25 protein-coding genes are annotated in these 24795 nt (G+C 40.1%); 7 read left to right on the forward strand and 18 right to left on the reverse strand.

Annotated elements, in window-relative coordinates; all coding sequences use genetic code 11:
- Positions 1-10 precede the first annotated feature (10 nt).
- Together icd and citZ are read right to left on the reverse strand one after the other, a co-directional pair.
- Entirely contained in the window at positions 11-1282 is a 1272-nt protein-coding gene (gene icd / locus ACDX78_RS14055) for an NADP-dependent isocitrate dehydrogenase (protein ID WP_486028781.1), read from the reverse strand.
- Between the two features lie 71 nt (positions 1283-1353).
- The gene (gene citZ, locus ACDX78_RS14060) at positions 1354-2469 is read right to left on the reverse strand and encodes a citrate synthase (RefSeq protein ID WP_486028782.1); all 1116 of its coding nucleotides are present in this window, start codon (positions 2467-2469) and stop codon (positions 1354-1356) included.
- Positions 2470-2820: 351 nt separating this feature from the next.
- Here citZ and ytvI point away from each other — a divergent pair, with 351 nt between their 5' ends.
- The gene (gene ytvI, locus ACDX78_RS14065) at positions 2821-3927 is read left to right on the forward strand and encodes a sporulation integral membrane protein YtvI (RefSeq protein WP_486028783.1); all 1107 of its coding nucleotides are present in this window, start codon (positions 2821-2823) and stop codon (positions 3925-3927) included.
- On the opposite strand, the gene ACDX78_RS14070 is transcribed toward ytvI, so the two are convergent.
- The 8 genes from ACDX78_RS14070 to dnaE form a co-directional block, all read right to left on the reverse strand.
- Complete coding sequence (locus ACDX78_RS14070) at positions 3928-4317, reverse strand: FxsA family protein (RefSeq protein WP_486028784.1); 390 nt, start codon at positions 4315-4317, stop codon at positions 3928-3930.
- An 80-nt stretch (positions 4318-4397) separates the two neighbouring features.
- Complete coding sequence (gene pyk, locus ACDX78_RS14075) at positions 4398-6158, reverse strand: pyruvate kinase (protein WP_486028785.1); 1761 nt, start codon at positions 6156-6158, stop codon at positions 4398-4400.
- Positions 6159-6186: 28 nt separating this feature from the next.
- Complete coding sequence (gene pfkA, locus ACDX78_RS14080; RefSeq protein WP_486028786.1) at positions 6187-7146, reverse strand: 6-phosphofructokinase; 960 nt, start codon at positions 7144-7146, stop codon at positions 6187-6189.
- Between the two features lie 318 nt (positions 7147-7464).
- Positions 7465-8424: an acetyl-CoA carboxylase carboxyl transferase subunit alpha gene (accA, locus tag ACDX78_RS14085; protein WP_486028787.1), complete on the reverse strand. Its 960-nt coding sequence runs from the start codon at positions 8422-8424 to the stop codon at positions 7465-7467.
- The gene (accD, locus tag ACDX78_RS14090; protein WP_486028788.1) at positions 8421-9281 is read right to left on the reverse strand and encodes an acetyl-CoA carboxylase, carboxyltransferase subunit beta; all 861 of its coding nucleotides are present in this window, start codon (positions 9279-9281) and stop codon (positions 8421-8423) included. The genes accA and accD overlap by 4 nt, the downstream gene beginning before the upstream one ends.
- Positions 9282-9399: 118 nt before the next feature.
- The gene (locus ACDX78_RS14095) at positions 9400-10038 is read right to left on the reverse strand and encodes a FadR/GntR family transcriptional regulator (RefSeq protein ID WP_486028789.1); all 639 of its coding nucleotides are present in this window, start codon (positions 10036-10038) and stop codon (positions 9400-9402) included.
- Between the two features lie 14 nt (positions 10039-10052).
- Positions 10053-11291 carry an NADP-dependent malic enzyme gene (ystJ, locus tag ACDX78_RS14100; protein WP_486028790.1) on the reverse strand — a complete coding sequence of 413 codons (1239 nt, stop codon included), beginning with the start codon at positions 11289-11291 and terminating at the stop codon, positions 10053-10055.
- Between the two features lie 231 nt (positions 11292-11522).
- On the reverse strand, positions 11523-14879 hold the full coding sequence (gene dnaE / locus ACDX78_RS14105; RefSeq protein WP_486028791.1) for a DNA polymerase III subunit alpha: 3357 nt from the start codon (positions 14877-14879) through the stop codon (positions 11523-11525).
- 154 nt (positions 14880-15033) lie between these two features.
- Here dnaE and ytrH point away from each other — a divergent pair, with 154 nt between their 5' ends.
- The 3 genes from ytrH (at position 15034) to ACDX78_RS14120 (ending at position 16227) form a co-directional block, all read left to right on the forward strand.
- Positions 15034-15366 (forward strand): sporulation membrane protein YtrH, encoded by a 333-nt coding sequence (gene ytrH, locus ACDX78_RS14110; protein ID WP_486028815.1) that lies wholly within the window; start codon positions 15034-15036, stop codon positions 15364-15366.
- Positions 15366-15869, forward strand: coding sequence for a sporulation membrane protein YtrI (gene ytrI, locus ACDX78_RS14115; protein WP_486028792.1), 504 nt, complete (start codon positions 15366-15368; stop codon positions 15867-15869). Before ytrH ends, ytrI begins: the two co-directional genes overlap by 1 nt.
- Before the next feature lie 157 nt (positions 15870-16026).
- Entirely contained in the window at positions 16027-16227 is a 201-nt protein-coding gene (locus ACDX78_RS14120) for a YtzJ family protein (protein ID WP_486028793.1), read from the forward strand.
- 89 nt (positions 16228-16316) lie between these two features.
- Here the strand turns inward: ACDX78_RS14120 and ACDX78_RS14125 are convergent, their stop codons facing one another.
- Positions 16317-17255, reverse strand: a complete 939-nt coding sequence (locus ACDX78_RS14125; protein ID WP_486028794.1) for a DHH family phosphoesterase — start codon at positions 17253-17255, stop codon at positions 16317-16319.
- 92 nt (positions 17256-17347) lie between these two features.
- Here ACDX78_RS14125 and ACDX78_RS14130 point away from each other — a divergent pair, with 92 nt between their 5' ends.
- Complete coding sequence (locus ACDX78_RS14130; protein WP_486028795.1) at positions 17348-17638, forward strand: YtpI family protein; 291 nt, start codon at positions 17348-17350, stop codon at positions 17636-17638.
- Between the two features lie 208 nt (positions 17639-17846).
- Here ACDX78_RS14130 and ACDX78_RS14135 read toward each other — a convergent pair whose 3' ends face one another.
- The 5 genes from ACDX78_RS14135 to ACDX78_RS14155 all read right to left on the reverse strand — a co-directional run bounded on the left by ACDX78_RS14135 (position 17847) and on the right by ACDX78_RS14155 (position 21946).
- A complete protein-coding gene (locus tag ACDX78_RS14135) occupies positions 17847-19154 on the reverse strand; it encodes a DRTGG domain-containing protein (RefSeq protein WP_486028796.1) in 1308 nt (435 codons plus the stop codon).
- A gap of 72 nt (positions 19155-19226) precedes the next feature.
- Complete coding sequence (locus tag ACDX78_RS14140) at positions 19227-19463, reverse strand: hypothetical protein (protein WP_486028797.1); 237 nt, start codon at positions 19461-19463, stop codon at positions 19227-19229.
- A gap of 101 nt (positions 19464-19564) precedes the next feature.
- Positions 19565-20326 carry a prepilin peptidase gene (locus ACDX78_RS14145; RefSeq protein ID WP_486028798.1) on the reverse strand — a complete coding sequence of 254 codons (762 nt, stop codon included), beginning with the start codon at positions 20324-20326 and terminating at the stop codon, positions 19565-19567.
- A gap of 186 nt (positions 20327-20512) precedes the next feature.
- Positions 20513-21193, reverse strand: a complete 681-nt coding sequence (locus tag ACDX78_RS14150; protein WP_486028799.1) for a metal-dependent hydrolase — start codon at positions 21191-21193, stop codon at positions 20513-20515.
- A gap of 81 nt (positions 21194-21274) precedes the next feature.
- Entirely contained in the window at positions 21275-21946 is a 672-nt protein-coding gene (locus ACDX78_RS14155; protein ID WP_486028800.1) for a PspA/IM30 family protein, read from the reverse strand.
- Between the two features lie 131 nt (positions 21947-22077).
- Between ACDX78_RS14155 and ACDX78_RS14160 the strand changes: the two genes are divergently transcribed.
- Positions 22078-23178, forward strand: coding sequence for a M24 family metallopeptidase (locus tag ACDX78_RS14160; protein ID WP_486028801.1), 1101 nt, complete (start codon positions 22078-22080; stop codon positions 23176-23178).
- A gap of 72 nt (positions 23179-23250) precedes the next feature.
- Here the strand turns inward: ACDX78_RS14160 and ACDX78_RS14165 are convergent, their stop codons facing one another.
- Positions 23251-23412, reverse strand: coding sequence for a hypothetical protein (locus tag ACDX78_RS14165; RefSeq protein WP_486028802.1), 162 nt, complete (start codon positions 23410-23412; stop codon positions 23251-23253).
- 130 nt (positions 23413-23542) lie between these two features.
- Here ACDX78_RS14165 and ACDX78_RS14170 point away from each other — a divergent pair, with 130 nt between their 5' ends.
- Positions 23543-23971: a universal stress protein gene (locus ACDX78_RS14170; protein ID WP_486028803.1), complete on the forward strand. Its 429-nt coding sequence runs from the start codon at positions 23543-23545 to the stop codon at positions 23969-23971.
- Positions 23972-24055: 84 nt separating this feature from the next.
- Here the strand turns inward: ACDX78_RS14170 and ACDX78_RS14175 are convergent, their stop codons facing one another.
- Positions 24056-24559 carry a MogA/MoaB family molybdenum cofactor biosynthesis protein gene (locus ACDX78_RS14175; RefSeq protein ID WP_486028804.1) on the reverse strand — a complete coding sequence of 168 codons (504 nt, stop codon included), beginning with the start codon at positions 24557-24559 and terminating at the stop codon, positions 24056-24058.
- Between the last annotated feature and the right edge of the window lie 236 nt (positions 24560-24795).

The following is a 24795-nucleotide window of genomic DNA, read 5'->3' on the forward strand; positions in this document are numbered from 1 at the left end:
CTAATACGTATTAATCCATGTTTTTAATTAATTCTGATCCAAACTCGGAACATTTTACTTCTGTTGCACCATCCATTAGACGGGCAAAGTCATAAGTAACCACTTTTGATGCAATGGTTTTATCCATAGATTTCGTGATTAAGTCCGCAGCTTCTCTCCAGCCTAGATGCTCAAGCATCAGGACACCGGAAAGAATAACAGAAGATGGGTTTACTTTGTCCATTCCTGCATATTTTGGTGCAGTTCCATGGGTTGCTTCAAAAATCGCATGTCCGGAATCATAGTTAATATTCGCCCCAGGTGCAATTCCGATTCCGCCAACCTGTGCTGCAAGGGCATCGGAAACATAATCTCCATTTAAGTTCATTGTTGCAACTACATCAAATTCTTTCGGACGGGTTAAAATCTGCTGCAGGAAAATATCAGCAATGGCATCTTTCACAATGATTTTACCGGCTTTCTCTGCTTCATCCTGTGCTTTATTGGCAGCGTCTTTCCCATCTTTTTCAATGATGCGGTCATATTCTGCCCATGTGAAGACTTTATCTCCATACTCTTCTTCTGCTACTTCATAGCCCCATGCTTTAAATGAACCTTCCGTGAACTTCATAATGTTACCTTTATGTACTAAAGTAACATTCATCCGTCCTTCATTGATTGCATAGTCAATTGCTGAACGAACAAGACGCTTTGTTCCTTCTTCTGATACCGGTTTAATACCAATTCCGGATGTTTCAGGGAAACGGATATTTTTTACATCCATTTCATCCTGTAAAAAATCGATTACCTTCTTTACTTCATCAGACCCTTGTTGCCATTCGATACCAGCGTAAATGTCTTCTGTGTTTTCACGGAAAATAGCCATATCAACATCTTCCGGACGTTTTACCGGGGATGGTACACCGCTGTAATGACGTACCGGACGAAGGCATGCATAAAGATCCAGTTCTTGGCGCAATGCTACGTTTAATGAGCGGAATCCACCGCCAATTGGCGTAGTTAAAGGACCCTTGATTGCTATTTTATATTTATCTATGTTCTCTAATGTTTCATTTGGCAGCCATTCTCCTGTTTTATCATATGCTTTTTGACCGGCAAGTACTTCCATCCAGTCAATTTTTTTCTTTCCATCATATGCTTTTTCTACTGCTGCTTCAATTACTTTTTTGGAAGACGCCCAAATATCCGGCCCTGTTCCATCTCCTTCGATAAATGGAATAATCGGATTATCAGGTACGTTCATCTTTCCATTTTCTACAACAATTTTTTCTCCTTGTGCCATTAAAATAACCTCCAAATTACTAATATACTTTTTCTCTCTAAAAGAATAGCTGGTTATTCAGCTATTCTCTTTTACCGGTTTTCAATCTTAACATATTCCGGTGATTCAGGACCAATATATTCTGCACGTGGACGAATCAGACGGTTGTTTGCATATTGTTCCAGAATATGTGCCAGCCAGCCTGAAGCACGACTCATTGCAAATATTGGTGTGAATAGATCATGATCTATCCCAAGACTATGATATACGGAAGCCGAATAGAAATCAACATTTGCCGGAAGCCCTTTATTTTCTTTAATATAGTTCTCAATTTTCACGGACATATTATACCACTTTGAATTTCCTGTGAGTTCTGTAAGCTGTCTGGACATTTCTTTCAGGAATTTAGCACGCGGGTCACCATGCTGGTACACGCGGTGTCCCATCCCCATAATTTTTTCTTTATTTTCAAGTTTTTTCTCAATATATGGAATGGCATTTTCTTCCTCACCAATATCAGAAAGCATGGCCATTACCTGTTCGTTTGCTCCGCCGTGCAATGGCCCTTTTAATGCTCCGATTGCAGCTGTCATGCCGGAATAAATATCCGATAGCGTTGCCACACAAACCCTTGCAGTAAAGGTGGATGCGTTTAACTCGTGATCCGCATGAAGAACTAATGCCTTGTTAACAGCCTCCACTTCAATAGCTTCCGGATCTTTACCATTAAGCATGTAAAGAAAATTCTCGGCATAGCTGTAATCTTTTTTTGGTTGAACCAAATCTTTCCCATGTCTGATTCTGGAAAAAGCGGTAACAATAGAAGCAATTTTCGCCTGAATCCGAATTGCTTTTTGTTTATTTGCTTCTTCAGTCATTTCATCTGCTTCATCATCATACAGACCAAGCAGTGAAATTGCCGTACGCAATGCAGCCATTGGATGTACCTTTGATAAATCATAAGCCCTCAGATGTTCAACAACGCCTTCAGGAATTGTCATATTTTCTGCGAGTTCAGCTTGAAAAGCATCCAGTTCCGATTGCGTTGGCAGCCTTAAATTCCATAATAAAAAAACTACTTCTTCAAAACTCGAGTTTTCAGCGAGATCATCAATTTTATAGCCTACATATGTAAGCTGATCATCAATAATAGAACTAATTGACGACTGAGTTGCGACAACTCCTTCAAGCCCTTTTGCTGATGTCATAACAAACCCTCTCCTTTTCTATAATTTGTGTATGGATGTGAGCCATTAACGACAATTGTTTAAAAACCAGCATTGTCATTCCCACTCCAATTATAAAGTAATATGTAAGTAATGTGAATTGAAAGCGATTATTTTTATTAAATTCATCAAATAAATCGACTGAAATTGATAAATCATGACATTTAGTTGCAATTTTTGGCAGTATACCTTTTCTTCTATACTTGTAAAAGGACTTCTATTTGTTGGTCAAGTTGCATAGATAACATAGTAATTAGATTAATATTTTTATAGCCTGATAGGCTTGGAATAATGAGGTTAAAATTTTAAAATCTGGCATAGCGGAGGAATAATATGTACAAGCAGTTATTCTATCAAACATTGCGCTTTTTTATTGTTATCGCTGTTATTATAGGCACTTATTTCCTGTTTACGAACACATGGATATTTATTTTTCCTATTACATTCGTAATATTTTTTTCCATGTTCCTCCATCCGTATGTTAGTTTTCTGCAGGACAAGCTGAAATTCCCTCGTCTGATTGCAACATTAACGGTGATCACTATTGTCTTTATATTGTGTATTGGAATGTTATTTTTTATTATTACTGAAATCGTGCAAGGCGCAGTTTTTCTGGCTGATTTTCTGCCAACTCATTTTCAGCAATTTATTGTGATAGTGGAAAATTTTATTCAAACAAAACTCTTGCCAATGTATGAGACAGTCATATCTTTTTTACATACGCTGGATGCGTCCCAGCAGAAGACGCTCAATGAAACTGTACAACAAATATTAAGTCAAGTTGCAGCTTTGGGATCTCAGTTATTACAAAACCTGCTAATGATGATTCCTGAGCTTTTCACATGGCTTCCGGGTTCTGTAACCATCGTAATTTTTATTATCATTGCTACCATTTTAATGACAAATGACTGGCCTAGACTGAAAAAAAGAGCCGAAGAGGTCATTTCACCTTCCATACAGTCATACTGCAGGGAAATTATATACCATTTAAAAAAAGCAGTAGCAGGGTTTATGAAAGCACAGTTTACGCTAATTTTCATTACAATGCTGATCATATTCACCGGACTATCGCTATTAAAGGTAGAGCATGCAATAACGATTGCCCTGTTAACAGCGGTTATTGATTTGCTGCCTTATATTGGTACAGGCATTATATTCATTCCCTGGGCAATCTATTTATTTATAACAGGAAATTATTCACTGACGATTGGTCTAATACTTTTATATATGTTTATCGTTATCGTAAGGCAGTTTCTGGAACCAAAAATACTTTCTTCAAGCATCGGCATGAATCCACTGGCTGTTGTCATCGCCATATTTATCAGTGTTCAGCTGTGGGGGGTAATCGGTATTATAATTGCACCAATACTCGTTGTGATCGGCAATGTTCTATATCAAACCAGGATTTTCCATCAAGTTTGGTTTTTTATTAAAGGGTGATTACCATCTTCTATGAATAATCGTATTCTTATCCATCAACCGTCTAATTAATTTTTCAATACTGAGTTTAAACATGCTTCTCGTTACAGGAATAACAAGAAGAAAACCAGTAATATCCGAAATGAAGCCAGGTGTAAATAAAAAAGCCGCACCAACTAATATACAAATTCCATCAATAATATACATTGTTGGCGCCTCACCTCGCTGCATAGAAAGCTGTGCCTTTTTCCAGGTATCAATACCTTGCTGCTTTGCCAGATAAAGACCGATAATCCCGGTCATAATTATTATAAAAACTACCCACCATGGACCGATCATGCCACCGATCCAAACAAATAATCCAATTTCCAGTGCGGATAGAACCATGAGTACTAGCAGTATCCACCGCATATTCCCCCCCCCTTTCCCATTTGAGTGCAAGTAAAGAAAGCCATGCGTCCAACAATTACTTCATGGCTTTCTTTTACGTTTTACAATACTTTCATATGCCCTTTATAAATAGCTCCTTTAGTCCCGTCAATGGTAATGTCCTCCCCATTAGAAATGGTGTCAAAAACGTCTTGTACACCTACAATGACAGGGATGCCAAGGCTTACTCCGACTACTGCCGCATGAGAAGTCAAACCGCCTTCTTCCGTAATAATTCCGCCAGCTTTTTCAATCGCAGGCATCATATCGGGGTCGGTACCGTATGTGACGACGATATCCCCTTCGTCAACAGAATTTAACGCCTGTTCGGCATTTTTAACAGCCACTGCTTTTCCGTATGCGCTGCGTTTACCGATCCCCTGGCCCTTAGCAAGTACATCTCCGAGCACATGCACTTTTAGCAGATTTGTCGTGCCACTTTCACCTACTGGAACTCCGGCGGTAATAATAACCCTGCTTCCATGCTCCACCAATCCTGTCTTTAAGCCGCTTTCTATCGCTATATCAAGCATTTCATCGGTAGAATCAGCTTTTCTTCCCCTGGTAGGGTGTACGCCAAAAACGAGTGCAAGCTGACGGTTAATCCTGTCATGAAAAGTAACTGCAATTATCGGTGTAGCCGGTCTGTATTTGGAAATCATTCTTGCTGTATGTCCACTTTCGGTTGGAGCAATTATTGCATTTACACCAAGATTCATTGCTGTGTAGGTTACTGACTGACTGATCGCATCGGTAATTGTCATATCTATGTCTTTGGACCTGAATTTTAAAATCGCATGATGATCCAATGCCGTCTCGGTTTTTAATGCAATATCACTCATCGTTTGTACCGATTCAACCGGATAGTCGCCTGCAGCTGTTTCACCGGAAAGCATAATCGCATCTGTTCCGTCAAAAATAGCATTAGCTACGTCAGATGCCTCTGCTCTAGTCGGTCTTGGATTCCGCTGCATCGAATCAAGCATCTGCGTTGCTGTAATAACGGGTTTGCCCGAAAGATTACATTTTTTAATCATCTCTTTTTGGACAAGTGGTACGTCCTCTGCTGGAATTTCCACTCCCAAATCACCACGTGCCACCATTATCCCATCGCTTACTTCCAGTATTTTATCAAGGTTGTCGACACCTTCCCCGTTCTCTATCTTAGGAATAATTTTAATATGTGTGGCATCATGTTTTTCCAGCAGTTCCTGAATATCAAATACATCTGAAGGCCGGCGGACAAAGGAAGCAGCGATAAAATCAACATCCTGTTCAATGCCAAATAAAATATCCCGGGCATCTTTATCCGTTATGCCTGGCAAATTAACGGAAACATTTGGTACATTAACCCCTTTTTTGTTTGAAATTATTCCTCCGTTAATTACCTTTGTTTTTAATTCATTATTTTGTTTGTCAATCTCTAAAACTTCCAGTTCAATTAACCCGTCATCCAGCAGGATCTTTGAGCCTTCATGTACATCATGAATTAATCCTTCATACGTAATGGAAAAACGTGCTGCAGTTCCTTCTACCTCATCCACAGTGATTGTGACAAAGCTGTCTTGCTCCAATGCAGCTTCTCCACCTTTAAAGCTCCCTGTACGAATTTCCGGACCCTTTGTATCCAATAGGATAGCTACTGTTTTTCCTGTATTTTCCTGTGCCATTCTAATATTTTTTATTCGTTCCCCGTGCTCTTCAAAATTTCCGTGAGAAAAATTTAAACGAGCCACATTCATTCCTGCTTCAATGAGCTGTTCCAGCTTTTCCACTGTTTCTGAAGCAGGCCCAATCGTACAAACAATTTTCGTATTTCTCATGTTTTCATCTCCTTGCAGTTGTTATGGTTTATATAGACAGTTCTTTGGATAGCTGGTACATATCTTCGTCAATATGGTGCTTCTTGGATAAAATGGCGGAAAATTCATTGTTCACCAGTTTGTTCTGGTGTATTCCAACCATTTTACCAGATATTCCCTTTAGTAATAAATCAACGGAATAAGCCCCCAGTCTGCTTGCCAGTACCCGGTCTGAAGCAGTTGGTGATCCGCCGCGCTGGATGTAGCCTAAAACGGAAACCCTTGTTTCCTGGCTTGTCTCCTCTTCAATTTTCTTTGCAAAATCAAACCCGCTTCCGACCCCTTCTGCTACAATGATTATACTGTGCTTTTTACCACGTTCATGTCCTCTGACGACTCTTTCCGTAACTTCATGAAATTCATCGGGTTTTTCCGGAATAATAATACTCTCTGCCCCGTCTGCAAGTCCAGCCCACAATGCAAGGTCTCCAGCATCTCTTCCCATTACCTCAATGATATATGTCCGTTCATGCGATGTTGCCGTATCCCGGATCTTATCAATTGCTTCAATAATCGTATTTAATGCAGTATCAAACCCAATCGTAAAATCGGTTCCGTAAATATCATTATCAATGGTGCCTGGAACGCCAATGCAAGAGAATCCTTTTTCCGTCAGTTTCTGTGCTCCCCGAAAACTCCCATCTCCGCCGATTATAATAAGTCCATCCAAACCAAACTGCTTAAGTTGTTCCATTCCTTTCTGCTGCCCCTCTTCCGTTCTAAATTCATCACTTCGAGCAGACTGCAGCACCGTCCCTCCACGATGAATAATATCCCCAACGGAACCAAGCTCCATCTTATGAATGGCACCCTCCATTAAACCTTGAAAACCTGACCGAATGCCGTATACTTCCACATCATGATATATAGCTTTTCTCACAACTGCTCGAATTGCTGCATTCATGCCTGGCGCATCACCGCCGCTCGTTAATATCCCAATTTTATTCATATATATATTTTCACCTCTGGTTGTCCAGTTTCTTCCGAATAAACTTCCTCTACTACAAAGATAAATCTAACAGTCAAAAATAGCAATTAATTACACAATGACAGTGGTTGTTTCACCCTTTAGGAAAAATGAAGGAAGCACATTATAAAAATATCATTCATCGTCATTATGGAAGATTTTTTAGAAAACTCACAAAATATTTTTAATAAATGAAACACTAGGGAGCAGTTCTTTTGAAAACTAACAAATCCTCATCAAGATGCTTTTATAACCACTTGGACAATGAAAAAGGCTGACTGCTAAGGCCAACCTCTCCCATCATGATAGCATTCTATAATCACCTATCTGCTTATATTTTTCCCACCTGTTTTCTAGTAATTCTTCCGCTGAAAAACCTTTTAAATGTTCCAGGGACTGATTGAGTACATGATCGATATGTGCCGCCTGCTCGTCCATGCCTCGGTGGGCACCGCCTTTTGGCTCAGGGATAATTTGATCAATGACTTCTAGTCGCTTTAAGTCATAAGCAGTAATTTTCATTGTTTCCGCTGCGCGCTGTGCAAGTGAAGCGTCCTTCCACAGAAGTGCTGCTGCTCCTTCGGGAGAAATTACGGAATATGTAGAGTTCTCCAGCATATGGATATGATCTCCGACACCTAAAGCAAGTGCCCCGCCACTTCCTCCTTCACCGATCACAATACAAACTACCGGGACCGTAAGTCCGGCCATTTCCATCAGATTATGTGCGATTGCTTCACTTTGTCCGCGCTCCTCTGCCGCTTTTCCGGGATAAGCACCCTTTGTATCAATAAAACAAACAATCGGACGTTTAAATTTATTCGCCTGTTTCATATGCCGGAGCGCTTTCCTGTAGCCTTCCGGATGCGGCATGCCAAAGTTGCGCCGGATATTTTCTTTTGTATCCTTCCCACGCTGGTGACCGATCACCGTGATTGGTTTTTCTTTATAGTAAGCAATGCCTGAAACAATTGCTTCATCATCTGCAAATAACCTGTCCCCATGAAATTCAATAAAATCAGTGAATAATATATTTATATAGTCCATCGTTGTCGGCCGCTCCGGATGCCTTGCCATCTGCACGCGATTCCATGGCTTCAAATTTCCATATATATCATCTTCCAGTACGGCAAGTCTTTCTTCAAGGGTTTGAATTTCCCCGGACAAATCAATATCACTATCCTTAGTATATCGTTTCAATTCTTCAATTTTTTCTTTCAAATTAACAATTGGTTTCTCGAATTCAAGCACATGTTTCATTCCTGATTTCCACCCTTCCTGTGCATATGGAGCAGGGTTGACAGTGTTCCCTTTAATTCATGACGGTGTATGACTTTATCCAATTGACCATGCTTTAATTGAAATTCAGCAGTCTGGAAATCATCCGGCAATTTTTCGCGAATCGTTTGTTCAATGATCCGTCTGCCGGCAAATCCAATCAATGCACCGGGCTCTGCAAAGTTATAATCACCGAGAGAAGCAAAACTAGCAGAAACACCACCGGTAGTCGGGTGAGTCATGACCGTAATGAGTAATCCGCCAGCGTCACTGAATCGCTTCACCGCCATAGAAGTCTTAGTCATTTGCATCAGACTTAATACACCCTCCTGCATTCTTGCGCCGCCTGAGGCTGTAAAGATAATAAAAGGAAGATTTTCCTCTTTTGCTCTTTCTATTGCCCGGGCTATTTTTTCGCCGACAACGGACCCCATACTTCCCATGCGAAAGCTGGAATCCATTACTGCAAATGCTGCTGCTTGTCCATTCAAGAGCCCTTTGCCCGATACAACCCCTTCATTTAACCCAGTTTTCTCACGATCCTTTGCCATTTTTTCATCGTAACCGGGAAAATCAAGTGGATTGCCAGTGATTAAACCTTTATCCCATTCTTCAAACGAATTTTCATGAAATAAACTTTCAATCCGATTCCATGCAAGTAATGGATGGTGGTAATTACAGTTTGGGCACACTTGCAAGTTTTTGTTCATTTCTTTCCGGTAGTAAATCTTGTGGCATGAATTGCATTTTTGCATTAATCCCGCTGGAACATCCGATTTTGCCTGCTCACTAGGAATAGATGCATACTTTTTTCGCTTACCAAAAAAATCCTTAAGCAAGATAACTCCCCCTTCTTCAGCAAAACCAACGCTGCTTCATGATGCTGGGTACTTCCTTTATTACCATAACGAAAACCTATTAAAAATGGTGTCAAAATAAGTCGATAAAAAAATTAAATTACTTTATTGGAGTGCTAACGCTAACTGTTTTTTCAAACAATGGTTCGATCTCCGCGAAGTTTCTGGCGCTGTAAAGTTCCATTAAATCTTTATAAAATCCCATCGGGTAATGTTCCGAATGAATAGTACGTGAAAATTCGTCCAGTAGCTGCCATATTTTCACGAGCAGCTGATTATCTGTCCGTTTTACGAGAAGATGGAAAAATTCCCTGTGTTTTTCCATTGTTTCTGTCATTGTATGATTGCTGATTTTATTTAATTCTCTCATATCTTGCCCATCCAAATGGGGAAAAGCAAGCTTAGCAGCTTCCTTTTCCAGAAGCTGCTTCACTAATAACAAATCTTCCCTGGTATTATGATCCTGTAATATAAATAAAGCCAGAAGTTCAACCGATTTATAAGGACGATAGGTTCGCAAAAACGTTCCTTCCCCATGCTTCGTTTCGATTAAACCCAATAATTCCATCGCCCGTAACGCTTCTCGTACAGAGGACCTGCCTCGTTTCAATTTTTCGGATAATTCACGTTCCGATGGAAGTTTATCACCAGGTTCCAATTGATTGCTTTCAATAAATTTGCGGATTTCAAGTAAAACACCTTGATATACTTTTTGTTTAGGTGACATGGACACAGCCATGATTCACTCCTTTATTAGCCATTGTCAATCTGTGTTAGTACTCTAGTTTTCTCAGCTACTTCTTCCGGATCCACTTCGATTCTGGCAACACCTGATTCCATTGCTGCTTTTGCTACACTTTTGGCAACAATAGGAGCAACTCTTGAGTCAAAAGGAGCTGGGATAACGTAATCAGCGTTTAGTTCATTTTCAGAAATGAGTGAGGCAATCGCATGGGCTGCCGCAATTTTCATCCGTTCATTAATTCTGGTTGCCCGCACATCCAGTGCACCACGGAAAATCCCGGGAAACGCCAGTACATTATTTACTTGATTCGGGAAATCTGACCTGCCTGTCCCGATTACTTTGGCACCAGCTTCTTTTGCATCTTCCGGCATAATTTCCGGATCCGGGTTTGCCATGGCAAATATAATCGGGTCTTCATTCATTTTTCCAACCATTTCTTTAGTTAATGCACCCGCAGCCGATACGCCAAGAAAGACATCAGCACCATCAAGCGTTTCCTCCAGACTGCCTTCTTGATTGTTGACGTTCGTGAACTCAGCTACTTTCTCTTTTACGTCGTTCATCCCAAAAGAACGACCTTTATAAATAGCACCTCTGGAGTCGCACATGATCATATCCCGGACACCAAAACTGTATAAAAGTTTTATAATAGCTATACCTGCAGCGCCCGCACCACTCACAACTACTTTAATATCTGAAAAGTCTTTTTCTGCCAGCTTCAGCGCATTAATTAATCCTGCTAGCGTTACGATAGCTGTTCCATGCTGATCATCATGGAAAATCGGGATGTTTGTTTCTTTTTTCAAGCGGTCTTCGATAATAAAACAGTTAGGTGCCGCGATATCCTCCAGATTGACTCCCCCAAAGGTAGGCTCCATTAATTTTACGGTATTTACGATCTCATCAACATCATGGGTATCCAGGCAAATTGGAAAAGAATCCACTCCTGCAAAACTTTTAAATAATACGGATTTCCCTTCCATAACAGGAAGCGCCGCATCCGGGCCGATATTGCCAAGGCCAAGGACAGCGGAACCATCGCTCACGACTGCCACCATATTACCTTTCATCGTATAATCATAAACCTTTGATTTGCGATCATGGATTTCTTTGCACGGCTCAGCAACTCCCGGTGAATAAGCGAGACTTAAATCTCTTGCATTCCGAACAGGAACTTTGGAATTCGTTGTCAGCTTCCCCTTATTTACCTTATGCATATGTAATGCTTCATCTCTTAAACTAGCCATTTATTACCCCGCTCCTTTGTAATCGTAAGTGAAATATTTTCCCCATTAACATTAATTATAGTTTATTTAACGTTTTAACCATCGCAATTGCAAGCATAAAGCATTGTTCGTTAAAAATAACAGACTTCTCTATATAAGTATGAATGCTTCTTAAAAAAGTGGTCTGACCACGCTTAACTTCTCCATTATAACAGATCCATCCTTTGTGTAAAGGATGGATCATCAATCACTTTATATTGTACTCTTTTGTAAAACAACAGCATCTTTGCCAAACTGTTTGCGTAAAACAAGCAAACAGTCATAGGCAGGCTCAATAAAAAAATCCTCTTTTAATTGATAGGTTTTTCTGGTTGTTTCATCAAAAAGGATAATAGGCGTATCCCCCGGGTACTGATAAGCTGTACGTTTGATAAAACTTAAGTTTTGTTCCTCCGCCTGTTCCGGAAGTTTAATAAATAACCGCTGTTCCTGCACTTCTTGCAGCCTTTTCTCATCAAATAGGTGTATATCCGAAAGCAGCCACTGTATCCGATTATTTCTATTTTCCGCTTTTCCTTGAAACATGATTAGATTTTCTTCCTCCAACACCTGCTTGGTATTTCTGTATAAATCAGGGAAAACAACAGCCTCCATCTCATCCGCTTCATCACTGAGTGTTAGAAATGCCATCGGATCACCGCGCTTTGTCCGAATCGTTTTTATTTTATCTATAATTGCAGCACTTTTCTGTTCTTTTCTTTCTTTACTTTGTTTTGCATGGTCTAAAGCAAGATAGCCATTTGCCCTGAGTTTCAACCGATAGTTTTCCAGTGGGTGACTTGAAATATAGACGCCCAGAAGCTCTTTTTCATCAGCTAGTTTTTTGACATCGGTGAAGTCTTCAATCTCAACATACGCAGTTTCCAATTCCAGCTGGTTTCCAAACAGATTGGGCTGATCGTGAAATTCTCTAAAAAGCTCTCCCTGCTCAATCGCCTGGTCAATGGAAGCAAGTAAACTTGCTCTATTAGCATGAAGCTCATCAAGCGTTCCGGCCATAATTAAAAGTTCAATCGTCTGTCTGTTTACAATGCTCAAGGAGACACGCAGACAAAAATCGGATAAATGTTTAAATCGTCCCTCTTTCCTTACACGGAGTATTTCCTGGACGGCTTTATTGCCCACTCCTTTGATCGATAGTAAACCCATTCGAACTCCATTTTTGTCCACCGCATATTTACCAAAGCTTTTATTAATCGATGGTGGTTTAAAAGAAAGGCCAAGCTCCTGTATTTCCCGTCTGTATTGCTGAATTTTATCATGCTGATTTGCTACCGAGCTATATAATTCTGCAAAGAAATACGCAGGATAATTCGCTTTTAAATAAGCCAGCTGATAGGAAATTTTACTATAGGCTACCGCATGACTTCGAGGAAATCCGTAGTTGGAGAATTTAACGATCCAGGCGAAAATTTCTTCGCCTATCCTCTTTTTGTACCCATTTTGTATACACCCTTCAATAAACTTCTCTCTTTGATCATCCATGACTGCCTGCTGCTTTTTGCTGACAGCTCGCCGCAGAAGATCTGCCTCTGCAAGGCTAAATCCGGCCATGCGATAGGCGATTTGTATGATCTGCTCCTGATAAACAAGCACCCCGTAAGTTTTTCCCAAAATCGGAGCAAGATCCGGGTGAGGGTAAGCCACTTTTTCTTGATTATGCTTACGCTTTATATATACAGGTATGTTTTCCATTGGCCCTGGCCGGTACAACGCATTTACCGCAACAACATCTTCAAATGCTGTCGGCTTCAATTGCTTCAGCACATTTTGCATTCCTTGTGATTCCAGCTGAAATATGCCATTTGTTTTTCCAGAGCGGAGCAGCTGGAACGTTTTATCATCTGATGCGGGAAGATTATCCAGTGACAACTTTCGCTTTGTGGAAAAGTTAATGGATTGTACCGTTTTTTCTAAAAATGTTAAGTTGCGCAATCCCAATAAATCAATTTTTAACAATCCAAGTGATTCCAAGTCGTTCATGGAAAACTGGGTTAAATTGCTCTCGTTTACCCCAACCGTGAGCGGCACATGCTCCACCAGCGGCTCTTCCGTAATCACAATACCTGCCGCATGTGTGGAAATATGTCTTGGAATGCCTTCCAATTTAGTGGCTATCGTAAGCAACATTTTTAACTTCCGGGATTGCTTAATATATGCTTTTACATCTTCATCAAATGCATTTGCCATTTCCACGATCCGTTTGTTCGGAAAAGACGCTACCTGTTTCAAAATAAAATTGGCATCTTCCTGCTCAATGGCAAGCGTTTTTACCAGCTCTCGAATAATCGATCTGGATGCAAACGTACCAAATGTAATAATTTGTGCTACATGTTCCTGTCCATATTTTTCTCGTACATAATCAATCACTTCATCCCGGCGGATATCAGAAAAATCTACATCAATATCAGGCATGGTCAGTCGCTCCGGATTCAGAAACCGTTCAAATAACAGATCGTATTTGATTGGGTCGACATCTGTAATACCTAATGCATACGCCACCAGAGAGCCGGCAGATGATCCTCTTCCTGGTCCCACCACAATGGACTGTTCCTTTGCATGATTTATAAAATCAGCGACAATTAAAAAGTAATCACTAAATTGCATGGACTGGATAACACTCAACTCATATTCCAGTCTTTCCGCTATTTCAGGCGTTATTTTTTCATAACGGTATTTCAAGTTTTCCTTACATTTTTTCTGCAAGTAATCAAAAGACTCCGAACCATCAGGGACTGGAAAAGAAGGAAGCCTTCGCTGCGTAAAATCAAAAGATACATTACAGCTATCTTTAATCCGGTTTGTTTCTTCCAGTAGTTCAGGCCAGCCGGAAAAGTTCTCCTTTATTTCCTCGAGTCGGCTAAAATGGTAGTCAGGCACATTTACAGCCTGTCTTTTCCCTTCCCATGTAACCCCCTGTTTCATCGCTTGTAAACAATCATATGCCATATAATCATCCGGGTTTAAATAGCGGACATCTTGAATGGCAGTTACTTGCACAGCCTGATTTTCCGATAAAGATTTAAGCTTTTCCAGCAGTGCAGTATCCTGGTTCATTTCACGCCCTGTAACACCGATATAACAATTGGTAAATAGCTGCTGCCGTTTTTCCAAATAGGAAGAGACGGCAGCATTATCCCCAGTTTCCAGATATTGCCGCAAGTCGGCGTACTGTAAAGGAAAAATCGCTATCAGATCTCCCGAATCTATGCTTAGCTCATCAAATTCCAGGACGTTTTTCTCATGCTGATTTATATATGTACTAATTTTAACCAGCTCTTTATAACCTGCATTATTTTTTGCAAGCAGAATGCATGCTTCCTGCCGCTCGTTACTGACAGCAAGATTAATAACCATACCGATGATGGGTTTAATGTCATTTTTCAGACAAGCCTTGTAAAAAGGAATTGCTCCGTATAGAACATGCTCATCTGTAAGCGCAAGGGCATTAACCTTTAATTCTTTTGCTTTATCTATTAGTTTATCGATAGTGATTGTACTTTTCATTAAGCTGTATCCCGATCGAATTTGTAAATGTGTAAAAGACATGCCATCCCGCCTTTTAAAAATTGAAGAAATATTTCCTTCCATTATACCATGGGAATAAGAACATGCATACGGTTTTGCTGATTCCTAATCATAACTTGTCTATTCGCCACATAAAATGAATGAAATAGCCCTCAAGAGGAGTCGGTGCTTTATGATCGAAGAAAGATTTTTTGCTGCTTTTATTCATTGTTATTTCATTGCATTTGGTGTTGTCATTGGTGGGGCAATTATTGGAAGTATTGGGGACTTTGCCACAGGAGATGGTACATTGTCATCGATTGGCCGCATTGCAAAAAGACTGAGAATATGGGCTATTGCTGCTGCCATCGGTGGCACCTTTGACGCGTTCACCAATTTTGAAAAAGGCATTTTTGAAGGCTCCACGATGGATGTTTTCAAACAAGCATTACTGATCGTTTCTGCCATGGGCGGGGTGAAAACAGCCATCATCTGTATAGAATGGCTGGTACAGGAGGATCTAACCTGATGCATATCCCTCCTTTTTATAAAAAAACAACGTGGCAGCGTTTTTTTGCCGGCACCCTTATCGGAGGTATTATTGCCTATGGTGTCTTTCTTTATATGTATGGATCAATGTATGAAGAATTGCTGGCGCAAAACCGGTCTTTTCAGTCTGAAATAAATGATTTGGAAAACCAGAATGAAGCATTGATCCAGAATCAGGAAGAGCTTGATGAGGAACAGAACCAGGTATTGACCATTGATACAATTGTGGTCACCATTGCAAACAGCGAGGATTTACGGCTGGATCGCCTGCTTATTCACGATCTGGAGGAAATGGTGAAGCAGGAAGTGGATCATATTATTGGACAGGATCTTTCCGTCATCGGCCAAAGTGATATGCTTCTGGAGTCCACCATTGAAAACAAGGAATACTTGATCGATGACTTTAATTATGAGTTGGAGGTAAAACTGCTGACAATCTGGGAAACGGTCCGGATTACTGTAGAAGCAACACTTACTAATTAGCAGATTGCCGAAAAGTCTGTCAGAACAATGTGAACAATAATTGAAACTTTCTCATAAAGTATAGCCAAATTCATAAAAACCTTATAAAATAAAAGTAGGAAAGGAATCACTTTTTCACATATTTGCATACGGTATTAAAATGATAGGAGGGGTTCGCATGTTGAATAAAAGAAGAATGCGGGATGAAAAAATCCGTCAGCTCAAAGCGGGAGAAAGTGCCTATGCTGAAACGCATGAGCTGATCCGTTTAATTAAACGGGGCATAGAAAGAGAGCATTTACATGTACATTATGACAATTCAAGAACCGGCTGCTGGTTCATCCCTCTAAAAGAAGAAGAAGATAAAATAAGCAGCTGATTGTAAAGAAGTGCTGATTTCCAAAAAGGAGATCAGCACTTTTTTTAAATTGTATAAGGTAGTCCGTGAAAAAACCAACCGTTGTTATTTTATTCCCTGTATTCCCTGCATGCTTCTTCAATATCCCGAATGAGATTTTCTGCTTCTTCCCAAGAATAAACTGTGGCACCTGAGGCAAGCGGATGGCCTCCCCCATTATACTTTTCCGCAATTTCATTAATGACCGGCCCTTTGGAACGTAAACGAACCCGGATTATTCCATCTTCTTCAATGAAAAACGTAGGAGCAATAATATCGTCAACATCTCCCAGCACACTGATTAACTGACCGGTTTCCAAAGAAGTTACGCCATACTCATCCAATATTTCCTGGGTGAGCTTTACCGAACAGGAACCATTCGGATTCAGCTTATATGTTTGTAATATATATCCCCTGAGCCGGGCAATATTATCTTTAATGCGATATAATCCATTATACAAAGCAGTACGGTCAAATGGATACGTCACCAGCTCTGCTGCATAGAGGAATGTTTTATTCGTTGTGCTCGGAAATAAAAACCTGCCGGTGTCCCCTACAATTCCGGCGTAAAGCAGCCTTGCCGCCGCCTCATTCATTTGCAGTTCAGATTGTTTATATAATTCATAGATGATTTCACTTGTAGAACTTGCTTCCGTGTCAACATAGTAAATATCTCCGAATACATCGACATTTGGGTGATGATCAATTTTAATCAGCTTTTCCCCAAGCTCGTAACGGTCATCACTGATCCGCTCCATATTTGCTGTGTCACATACAATAACAAGTGCATCTTCATATATGCTGTCATTAATTTCATCCATTTGTGTTAAAAAAATAAAGCTTGGATCTTCTTCCCCAACCGCATATACCTTTTTATCAGGATAAGTTTGTTTAATAATTTCTTTTAACCCGGCTTGTGAGCCGAGCGCATCCGGATCCGGCCGGACATGGCGATGAATGATAATTGTTTCATAAGCTTTAATTGTGTCCATGATTTGTTTCAGCTTCATATTTTTTCCCCTTACTCTATTTCTTTATGGCATTCCTACTTAAAAATGATACAATATAGTATGGTATTCAATCACAACCAAGGAGAGATTGCATGGTTATTTTTCCGATAATAATCGTTTTAAGTGTCGTATTATATGTTTATTATAAAGTAGCTATTTTAAAAAGCAATGATGGACTCACCCAAGCTTATTTTAATGCAAAGTCACGGATGTGTCTCGGGAGTCTGGTGTTCTTTTTTGGTATAAATCAATATTTATTCTATTTAACACAATTTGCTTTATTTGTAGGAATTGTTCTCGTAGTTTTGGGCGGCTATATGTTATATGACAGCTTTAAACAAATAAAGCATTACAGAAATGAATGGAAAAGAATCAATGCATAGTTTTGATCGAGGTTGGGACAAAAGTATTCTTATCAAGGAAAATCCGAACAATAATAATTAGCGGCTATATCTTGCTCCGGAAATATACTCCGCTAGGTTAGTGCATTGTTTGTATTTTGAACGGATTATTTAGATATGTCCCGGCCTCTTTTCTATTAATATGATTCACCCCTGGCTTGGTATTAAGCCAGATTCCCCAATAAATATATCACCGGTCAATCAGCTGCGCCATAATTAATGCTTTACCCACGGTGCTGTCACCTTGATATACTTCTACATCCAGTTTCGCATACAGGCGACCGACTTCCAGGAGTACAGGTTTTATTTTTATCTTGCTGTCTATTTGTACCGGTTTAATAAAATAGACCGTTAAATTCTCTGTAACAAGATCCCCTTTTTTATCATTCCTCAGCAACCTGTTGCTCGCCTCTGTAATGAGTGCCGTGAAAACACCATTTGACAAAGTTCCCAAATGATTGGTCATTTGCGGGGTTACCTTCGTTTCATATACCGCCTTATCTTCTTCGGCTTCACTCAAGTTTTGAGCGACAATGTCATCAATGGTTTCACCCATTTGTGGCTGCCGCTGCAACTGTTGGAGTGCTTTTAATACATCCTGTCTGGATATGACGCCTTTCAGATGGGAGGACTGATCGACAACTGGTACCACTTCAATACCTTCCCAGACCATCATTCTTGCTACAGAAGCAAGGGATGTTTTCGTTTGCACCATCTCCGGATTTTTACTCATGACCTTATTAATAAATACATTGCTCGGTTTACTGATAATATCTTTTGAAGTAACCATGCCAACGACCCGATTATTATCATCCACGACAGGAAAGCGGGTATGTGTGGATTTTTCATTCAACTCATAAAACTGTTCGATACTATCCTTCATATGCAAATAATAGGAATCATCATATGGTGTGTAAATATCATCAACAAATACGATTTCTTTTTTAATCAGCTGGTCATAAATTGCTCTATTGATCATTGCTGCCACCGTAAACGTATCATAACTTGTAGAAATGATCGGCAGCTTTTTTTCATCGGCAATTTCTTTAATATAATCCTTGGTATCAAAACCGCCGGTGATTAATACAGCTGCGCCTGCATTTAATGCTAGCTCATGTGCTTTTACCCGATTTCCCACAATTAACAGGGAGTCCGCTTCCGTATAACGCATCATGGCATCCAGCTGCATAGCACCGATGACAAATTTATTCAATGTCTTATGCAGCCCTTCCCTGCCGCCAAGTACTTGTCCATCAACAATGTTAATGACTTCAGCAAATGTCAGCCTTTCGAAGTTCTCTCTTTTCTTCCGTTCAATCCGAATCGTTCCTACCCGCTCAATTGTACTGACAAGCCCTTGATTTTCCGCTTCTTTAATAGCCCGGTAAGCTGTTCCATCACTGACATGCAGCTGTTTCGCAATTTGTCTTACAGAGATTTTATGTCCAACAGGTAAGGATGTAATATGCTGTATAATTTGTTCATGCTTTGTTGCCATTGGACGACACCAACTTTCAATCTGTACTAGTACATCACTTGATTTTTATTATACAGTTGAAAGCGCAGAAACTCAATTCATACCTGCCCGGTGTGTCTGGCGTTCTCTCAGCTCTTCCTGTTCCATTACCGGCGGTTTTGTCATTTGTAGAAGGGTTGCTAAGTTAGCACCTGCCACCAAAAGAAAAAACAAAACCCATGCTCCCCAAAAAATATGCTCAATCATCGTTGTCGCGTATGGTACCTGTGGCCAGGCGAAATACAGTAAGAACCCTGCAAGCAGTAGTCGTAAAATAGCGTAGTGACGCATGAACATGACCTCCTTTTATTCTTTTCTATGTAATAACATATGAATGAAGGAACAGATTCATGACGGCAGAAATGGGACAAGATAGTTATTCCATACATTTATCAAGGCATCATCCTCCATTGAAAATACCAACTTAACAGGTGATCTCCGTAAAAATATGTAATGAGTGAGGCGATGACAATAAAAGGTCCAAAAGGTACAAGCTGCTTCCTGTTAATTCTTTTTGCAGCAAGCATGAAAGCACCAATTATTGCACCAATCATGGAAGATAGGAATAATGTCAGCAGAATCTTTTCTATCCCAAAAACGATGCCCAGGAGACCAAATAACTTCATATCCCCTGCTCCCATTCCTCCCCGGCTAATGATAATAATTAGTGCCAGCAATAAAAACCCTGTCAGTGCCCCTGCGATTGGCGACCACCATGGATCCAGTGGTTCTACTATCCGAAATATAATGAAAATAGGCAGGAAGAAGAGGAGTACTTTGTTGGGGATAACCATGTATTTCAAATCGGAGACAAGCATAATTATTAGCATGGAAACCAGTAATAAAGCAATTATCAATTCAGTCTGCCAGCCTAGCAGATGAAAACTTAATGCAAATAATATACCTGTTGTTAATTCAATAGCAGGATACAGAGGAGATATTTTTTCCTTACATTTTCTGCATCTGCCTGATTGTACAAGAAAAGAAAATAGGGGGATATTTTCAATCAAAGTTATATTGTGGCCGCAATAAGGACACCTGGATCTATCGCTTGCAAACGGGATATTTTTTGGCAATCGTAACCCAACTACATTAAAAAACGAACCAAACACCAATCCAAGCACAAAAAATAAAATGATAGAAATATCTGTCATTTGTTGGCTCCTCATTTCGTGATTATATAATATGCTTATTTGTAACATTGAAAAATAATTTGAAGTTGTAATAGCTCTTTCATTTAAGATATAAGGGAAAAATTTGAATCATCATTTTGAGGGGGCATTCTTTAGAGGATATGCAATACAAACTCGTGAGCGGTCTGGCCCACGAGTAACTGCATATTACAGGGTCAACGTTTCCCCAATATTCATTACTTTAGCTTCGCCTGTCTTCACCTTACTGACAAAATCATGCGGATCCTGCTCAATCACCGGGAAAGTATTATAATGAATCGGCACCACTGTTTTAGCCTGAATCCAATCAGTAGCTACCAGTGCATCTTCGGGCCCCATTGTGAAATTATCTCCAATTGGTACGAATGCTAAATCAATATCATTCATATCACCAATCAATTTCAAGTCTGAGAATAATCCGGTGTCTCCCACATGGTAGATTGTTTTTCCTTCTACGGTTAGTAAAATACCGCCCGGCATACCGCCGTAAACAACAGTGCCATCTTCATCGGTGAAAGAGGAGCCGTGGAAGGCCTGGGTGAATTTTACTGTGCCAAAGTCAAATTTATGCTTGCCTCCAATATGCATCGGGTGGGAGTTTAAATCCTTCGGACCAAAGAAGTCGGCAAGTTCAGCTGACGTCACTATCAATGCATTTGTCCTTCTAGCAATAGGTATTGTATCACCAACATGATCATTATGGCCATGCGTAAGTAAAATGACATCTGCATCTACAGAATCTGCATCCAAATCGCATGCTTCATTCCCTGAAATAAACGGGTCGATTAAAATCGTGTGTGAATCTGTAACAACTTTTACTACGGAATGTCCATGATATGATACTTTCATTCATAATCCTCTCCTTACAAACATGTTACTGTATATATTCTATAAAAACCTTAAAAAATCCTTTCCCGTTATAAGAATTTGTTAAACATTTTTATTCTTTTTTTCCTTCAGTTCTTCCAGTTCCTTGTCCACAGTGCTTTCGCCTAATCCTTCAATTTCCTGATCCAGGGAGCGGGAAGCATGCGAAAAGTCCTCTGACGTTTCTGCCTCTGCTTCATACTGAAGTACTTTTTCTTCCATCCGTTCAAACCCTTGGCGAGAGCGGTCACTGCCGATATTAGAAAGGGTGCGGTTCATTTTAGTCCGTGTTTTGGCACTTTCCGCACGTGCCTTTAAAGAATCTTTTTTTGCTTTCATTTGGGTATATTCTTTTTTCATTTCATTGAGCTTTTCTTTCATGCTGTCCGTATCCTGTTTTGCTTTATCCCAGGACTCCAGCAATACGTCAGCCTGTTTTTGATTTTCCTGCTTGCTTTCCAGTGCTCTTCTTGCAAGAGCTTCCTCATCTGCTTCAATTGCTTCTTCTGCCTGCTTTCGTCTTTTTTCCACTATGGCTTCTGCATCATTTGCTTTTCGCTTTAGCATCTTCTCACTTGCTATTTGTTTGGCAACGGCTTGTTCTGCTTCGTGTATATCATCTTCCATGTCACGCATAAACTGCTCCAGCATCTTTACAGGATCTTCTGCTTTATCCAGCATGGCATTCCATTCAGAACTTACGACAGTTTTAATTCGACTAAAAAATTTAAACATTAATAGAACCTCCTTATATTTTTTCCTTATTCCTTTATTACGATTATTCCCTAAAATAAGTTTCGCGAAAATACAAATTTGTTTAGTTTTGCTATAATAACATTAATATTTAAATGAGGGGGATGTAGTTTATGACAAAACGAATCAATCAGATACTTGAAAAAATGCAAGAAAATAATTTGGAAAGCATGTTTATTACGTCACCTGCCAATTTTTATTATGTAAGCAACCATCTTACAGACCCGCATGAACGTTTAATCGGTGTTTATATCAGTAAGTCACGCGATCCATTGCTTATTGTACCTGCCCTGGAAAGAGAAGATGCCAAAAATGCCGGCTGGACATATGACATAATCAGCTATTATGATCATGAAAACCCGTGGAAACTCTTAGCAGATCAATTACATAGAGATAGTGAAGATCCTGAAGTGATCGGGCTTGAACATGACCATTTGACACTCGAACGCTATAACGCGGTTAAAGAAATACTTCCACGTGCAGTGATTTTCGATGTTCAGGAATTGCTTGCATCGGTTCGTGTCATAAAAACGATGGATGAATATGCGCGGCTGAAACAGGCAGCTGAACTTGCTGATTTTGGCATTGAAATAGGAGTAAAAAGTATCCAGGAAGGTATCAGTGAGCTGGAGGTCATTGCTAACATAGAATATGAACTGAAGAAACAGGGCATTCAGCAGATGTCCTTTCAAACTATGACCCTGTCTGGTACAAAAACAGCTTCTCCACATGGAACACCGACCATGAAAAAAATAGAAACAGGTGATATGGTGCTGTTCGATCTTGGCGTGGTTTTTGAAGGATACTGCTCCGATATTACCCGAACCGTTGCATATAAAACAATTACGGATGAGCAAAGAAACATTTATGAAACGGTGCTGGCGGCAGAAAAGAAAGCAATAGAAACTGCACAAGTGGGTACAGCTGTCGGTAAGTTGGATCAAACAGCAAGAGAACATATTGAAAAAGCCGGCTATGGCGATTATTTTACCCATCGAATTGGTCACGGGCTCGGTATAGAAACACATGAGTACCCTTCCATGCATAGCAAGAATGCGCTTGCCCTTGAAGCGGGCATGTCCTTTACTATTGAGCCTGGAATTTATGTTCCCGGTCAAGGTGGTGTGCGAATTGAGGATATGGTGTTTATGACGAAAAAAGGACCTGAATTGCTGACGAAATATCCAAAAGAGCTGCAAATTATTGGTGGATAGTTTTTCTTCATTTTTGCAAGTAGCTTTCGCCTGCAGGGACAAATCCTGCAGGTGAAAGCTTATTTAACAGTATTAATTTTTTTGGTTATTAAAAGTGTGCACGTTTTTATTGTTATGCATTTGTTCAATAACACCACTCTGATAGCTCTCATTTAATTGATTCTTTACAGCTGCTACGCCTTCATTATCTTCAATTAAATGTGCTGGCTTATTTGCTTTTTTCTTTTTTGCCACCTATATCACCTCCATTTTTATTTTGTCCATAATGCTGTAACATTTCCATGGTAATTTTACCAATATCAGCAAATTGTGATTGTTGCACAAAATTTTAGGGTATATAATAGAAGTGAAAGGGGAGATAAGTATGGAATACAATCAAATAATTGTTGCTGTTGATGGTTCAGAAGCGTCTGAAAAAGCATTTAAACAATCATTGGATATTGCCAAACGAAATAATGCCCGGGTAATTCTTGCCCATGTCGTGGATTCTAGAACGTTTGCAACGGCAGAAGCCTATGATCGTACATTGGCTGAACGTGCCGAAGAATATGCAAAAGAGCTTTTGGACAGCTATGTGGATAGTGCTAAAGAAGCAGGAGTAACAGATTTAGTTCGGGTTGTGGAATATGGCTCTCCAAAAGTAAAAATTGCTAAAGACATCGCAGAGGATTTTAAAGCAGATTTAATTATTTGTGGTGCAACAGGAATGAATGCCGTAGAAAGATTTTTAATCGGCAGCGTATCAGAAAGTATTACCCGCTATGCAACTTGCGATGTACTCATCATAAGATAATTAATTCGGAATTCTTCTTGGGTCTAAAAGGTCAAGTGCATTGTCCCCATTTTTTCCGGGACAATGCACTTGTCCCTCCGCCCCCTACTTTTTTATTTCATGCACCACGTGAGAGAGTTCTGGTAAGATCAGTTTGTTCATGGCTAGCTTGACCGCGCCTGAAGATCCTGGGGTAGAAAAGACTGCGGTATCGTTGCACACCCCAGCAATTGCTCTGGACATGATGGCTGCTGACCCAATGTCCTCCTTGTAACTCAGCACCCTGAACAATTCACCAAATCCGGGGATTTCTTTATCAAGCAGACTTTCTACTGCTTCAATTGTCACATCACGGTTAGCAATGCCTGTACCGCCATTAGTTAAAATTACATCTATTTCCGGACTTTTACTGTTCACCGTTATTACTTGCTGAATCAGTTCCCGTTCATCCCTCACGATCTCACGATGAATGGTTTGATGTCCCGCTTCGTTTAGCAGCTGTTCCATCAAATCGCCACTTTTATCACTTTCTATTGTCCTGGTATCACTCACAGTTATAATCATACAATTAACAGACTTTTTGTTTTTCTTATGCTCTTTAATTGACATAATTCCTGGTTACTAAAACCTACAAAAAACTATCAATTTAGTCTCCATAGTATATTTTCGCCCCCGAACCAGGTAAGAGGACTTCCGCGACGATTCACACGTCGTTTCGTCAGGAGAGGGGTTAACCCTCTGTCATGAACCTGTTGTCCAAAACTTCCCGCGACGCTCTGTTAGAGCCAGCATGCTTACAGCAGACCATTCCTTCCACTGGTCAATCTACTGCAAGTGGTTTTAGT

Origin of the sequence: Virgibacillus oceani, assembly GCF_041521345.1 — a bacterium.
GTDB lineage: Bacteria > Bacillota > Bacilli > Bacillales > Amphibacillaceae > Virgibacillus_N > Virgibacillus_N oceani_A.

What these genes read in the sequence shown, in the direction of transcription:
- ytvI (WP_486028783.1), top strand. Translation starts at nt 2,821, where the DNA reads ATGTACAAGCAGTTATTCTATCAAACATTGCGCTTTTTTATTGTTATC.
- ACDX78_RS14170 (WP_486028803.1), top strand. Translation starts at nt 23,543, where the DNA reads ATGGAATACAATCAAATAATTGTTGCTGTTGATGGTTCAGAAGCGTCT.
- ACDX78_RS14095 (WP_486028789.1), bottom strand. Translation starts at nt 10,038, where the DNA reads ATGGCTGTGTCCATGTCACCTAAACAAAAAGTATATCAAGGTGTTTTA.
- ACDX78_RS14155 (WP_486028800.1), bottom strand. Translation starts at nt 21,946, where the DNA reads ATGTTTAAATTTTTTAGTCGAATTAAAACTGTCGTAAGTTCTGAATGG.
- icd (WP_486028781.1), bottom strand. Translation starts at nt 1,282, where the DNA reads ATGGCACAAGGAGAAAAAATTGTTGTAGAAAATGGAAAGATGAACGTA.
- ACDX78_RS14160 (WP_486028801.1), top strand. Translation starts at nt 22,078, where the DNA reads ATGACAAAACGAATCAATCAGATACTTGAAAAAATGCAAGAAAATAAT.
- ACDX78_RS14150 (WP_486028799.1), bottom strand. Translation starts at nt 21,193, where the DNA reads ATGAAAGTATCATATCATGGACATTCCGTAGTAAAAGTTGTTACAGAT.
- ACDX78_RS14135 (WP_486028796.1), bottom strand. Translation starts at nt 19,154, where the DNA reads ATGGCAACAAAGCATGAACAAATTATACAGCATATTACATCCTTACCT.
- citZ (WP_486028782.1), bottom strand. Translation starts at nt 2,469, where the DNA reads ATGACATCAGCAAAAGGGCTTGAAGGAGTTGTCGCAACTCAGTCGTCA.
- pfkA (WP_486028786.1), bottom strand. Translation starts at nt 7,146, where the DNA reads ATGAATAAAATTGGGATATTAACGAGCGGCGGTGATGCGCCAGGCATG.
- ystJ (WP_486028790.1), bottom strand. Translation starts at nt 11,291, where the DNA reads ATGGCTAGTTTAAGAGATGAAGCATTACATATGCATAAGGTAAATAAG.
- ACDX78_RS14120 (WP_486028793.1), top strand. Translation starts at nt 16,027, where the DNA reads ATGTTGAATAAAAGAAGAATGCGGGATGAAAAAATCCGTCAGCTCAAA.
- ytrI (WP_486028792.1), top strand. Translation starts at nt 15,366, where the DNA reads ATGCATATCCCTCCTTTTTATAAAAAAACAACGTGGCAGCGTTTTTTT.
- pyk (WP_486028785.1), bottom strand. Translation starts at nt 6,158, where the DNA reads ATGAGAAATACGAAAATTGTTTGTACGATTGGGCCTGCTTCAGAAACA.
- dnaE (WP_486028791.1), bottom strand. Translation starts at nt 14,879, where the DNA reads ATGTCTTTTACACATTTACAAATTCGATCGGGATACAGCTTAATGAAA.
- ACDX78_RS14130 (WP_486028795.1), top strand. Translation starts at nt 17,348, where the DNA reads ATGGTTATTTTTCCGATAATAATCGTTTTAAGTGTCGTATTATATGTT.
- ACDX78_RS14140 (WP_486028797.1), bottom strand. Translation starts at nt 19,463, where the DNA reads ATGCGTCACTACGCTATTTTACGACTACTGCTTGCAGGGTTCTTACTG.
- ACDX78_RS14175 (WP_486028804.1), bottom strand. Translation starts at nt 24,559, where the DNA reads ATGTCAATTAAAGAGCATAAGAAAAACAAAAAGTCTGTTAATTGTATG.
- ACDX78_RS14125 (WP_486028794.1), bottom strand. Translation starts at nt 17,255, where the DNA reads ATGAAGCTGAAACAAATCATGGACACAATTAAAGCTTATGAAACAATT.
- accA (WP_486028787.1), bottom strand. Translation starts at nt 8,424, where the DNA reads ATGAAACATGTGCTTGAATTCGAGAAACCAATTGTTAATTTGAAAGAA.
- ACDX78_RS14070 (WP_486028784.1), bottom strand. Translation starts at nt 4,317, where the DNA reads ATGCGGTGGATACTGCTAGTACTCATGGTTCTATCCGCACTGGAAATT.
- ACDX78_RS14145 (WP_486028798.1), bottom strand. Translation starts at nt 20,326, where the DNA reads ATGACAGATATTTCTATCATTTTATTTTTTGTGCTTGGATTGGTGTTT.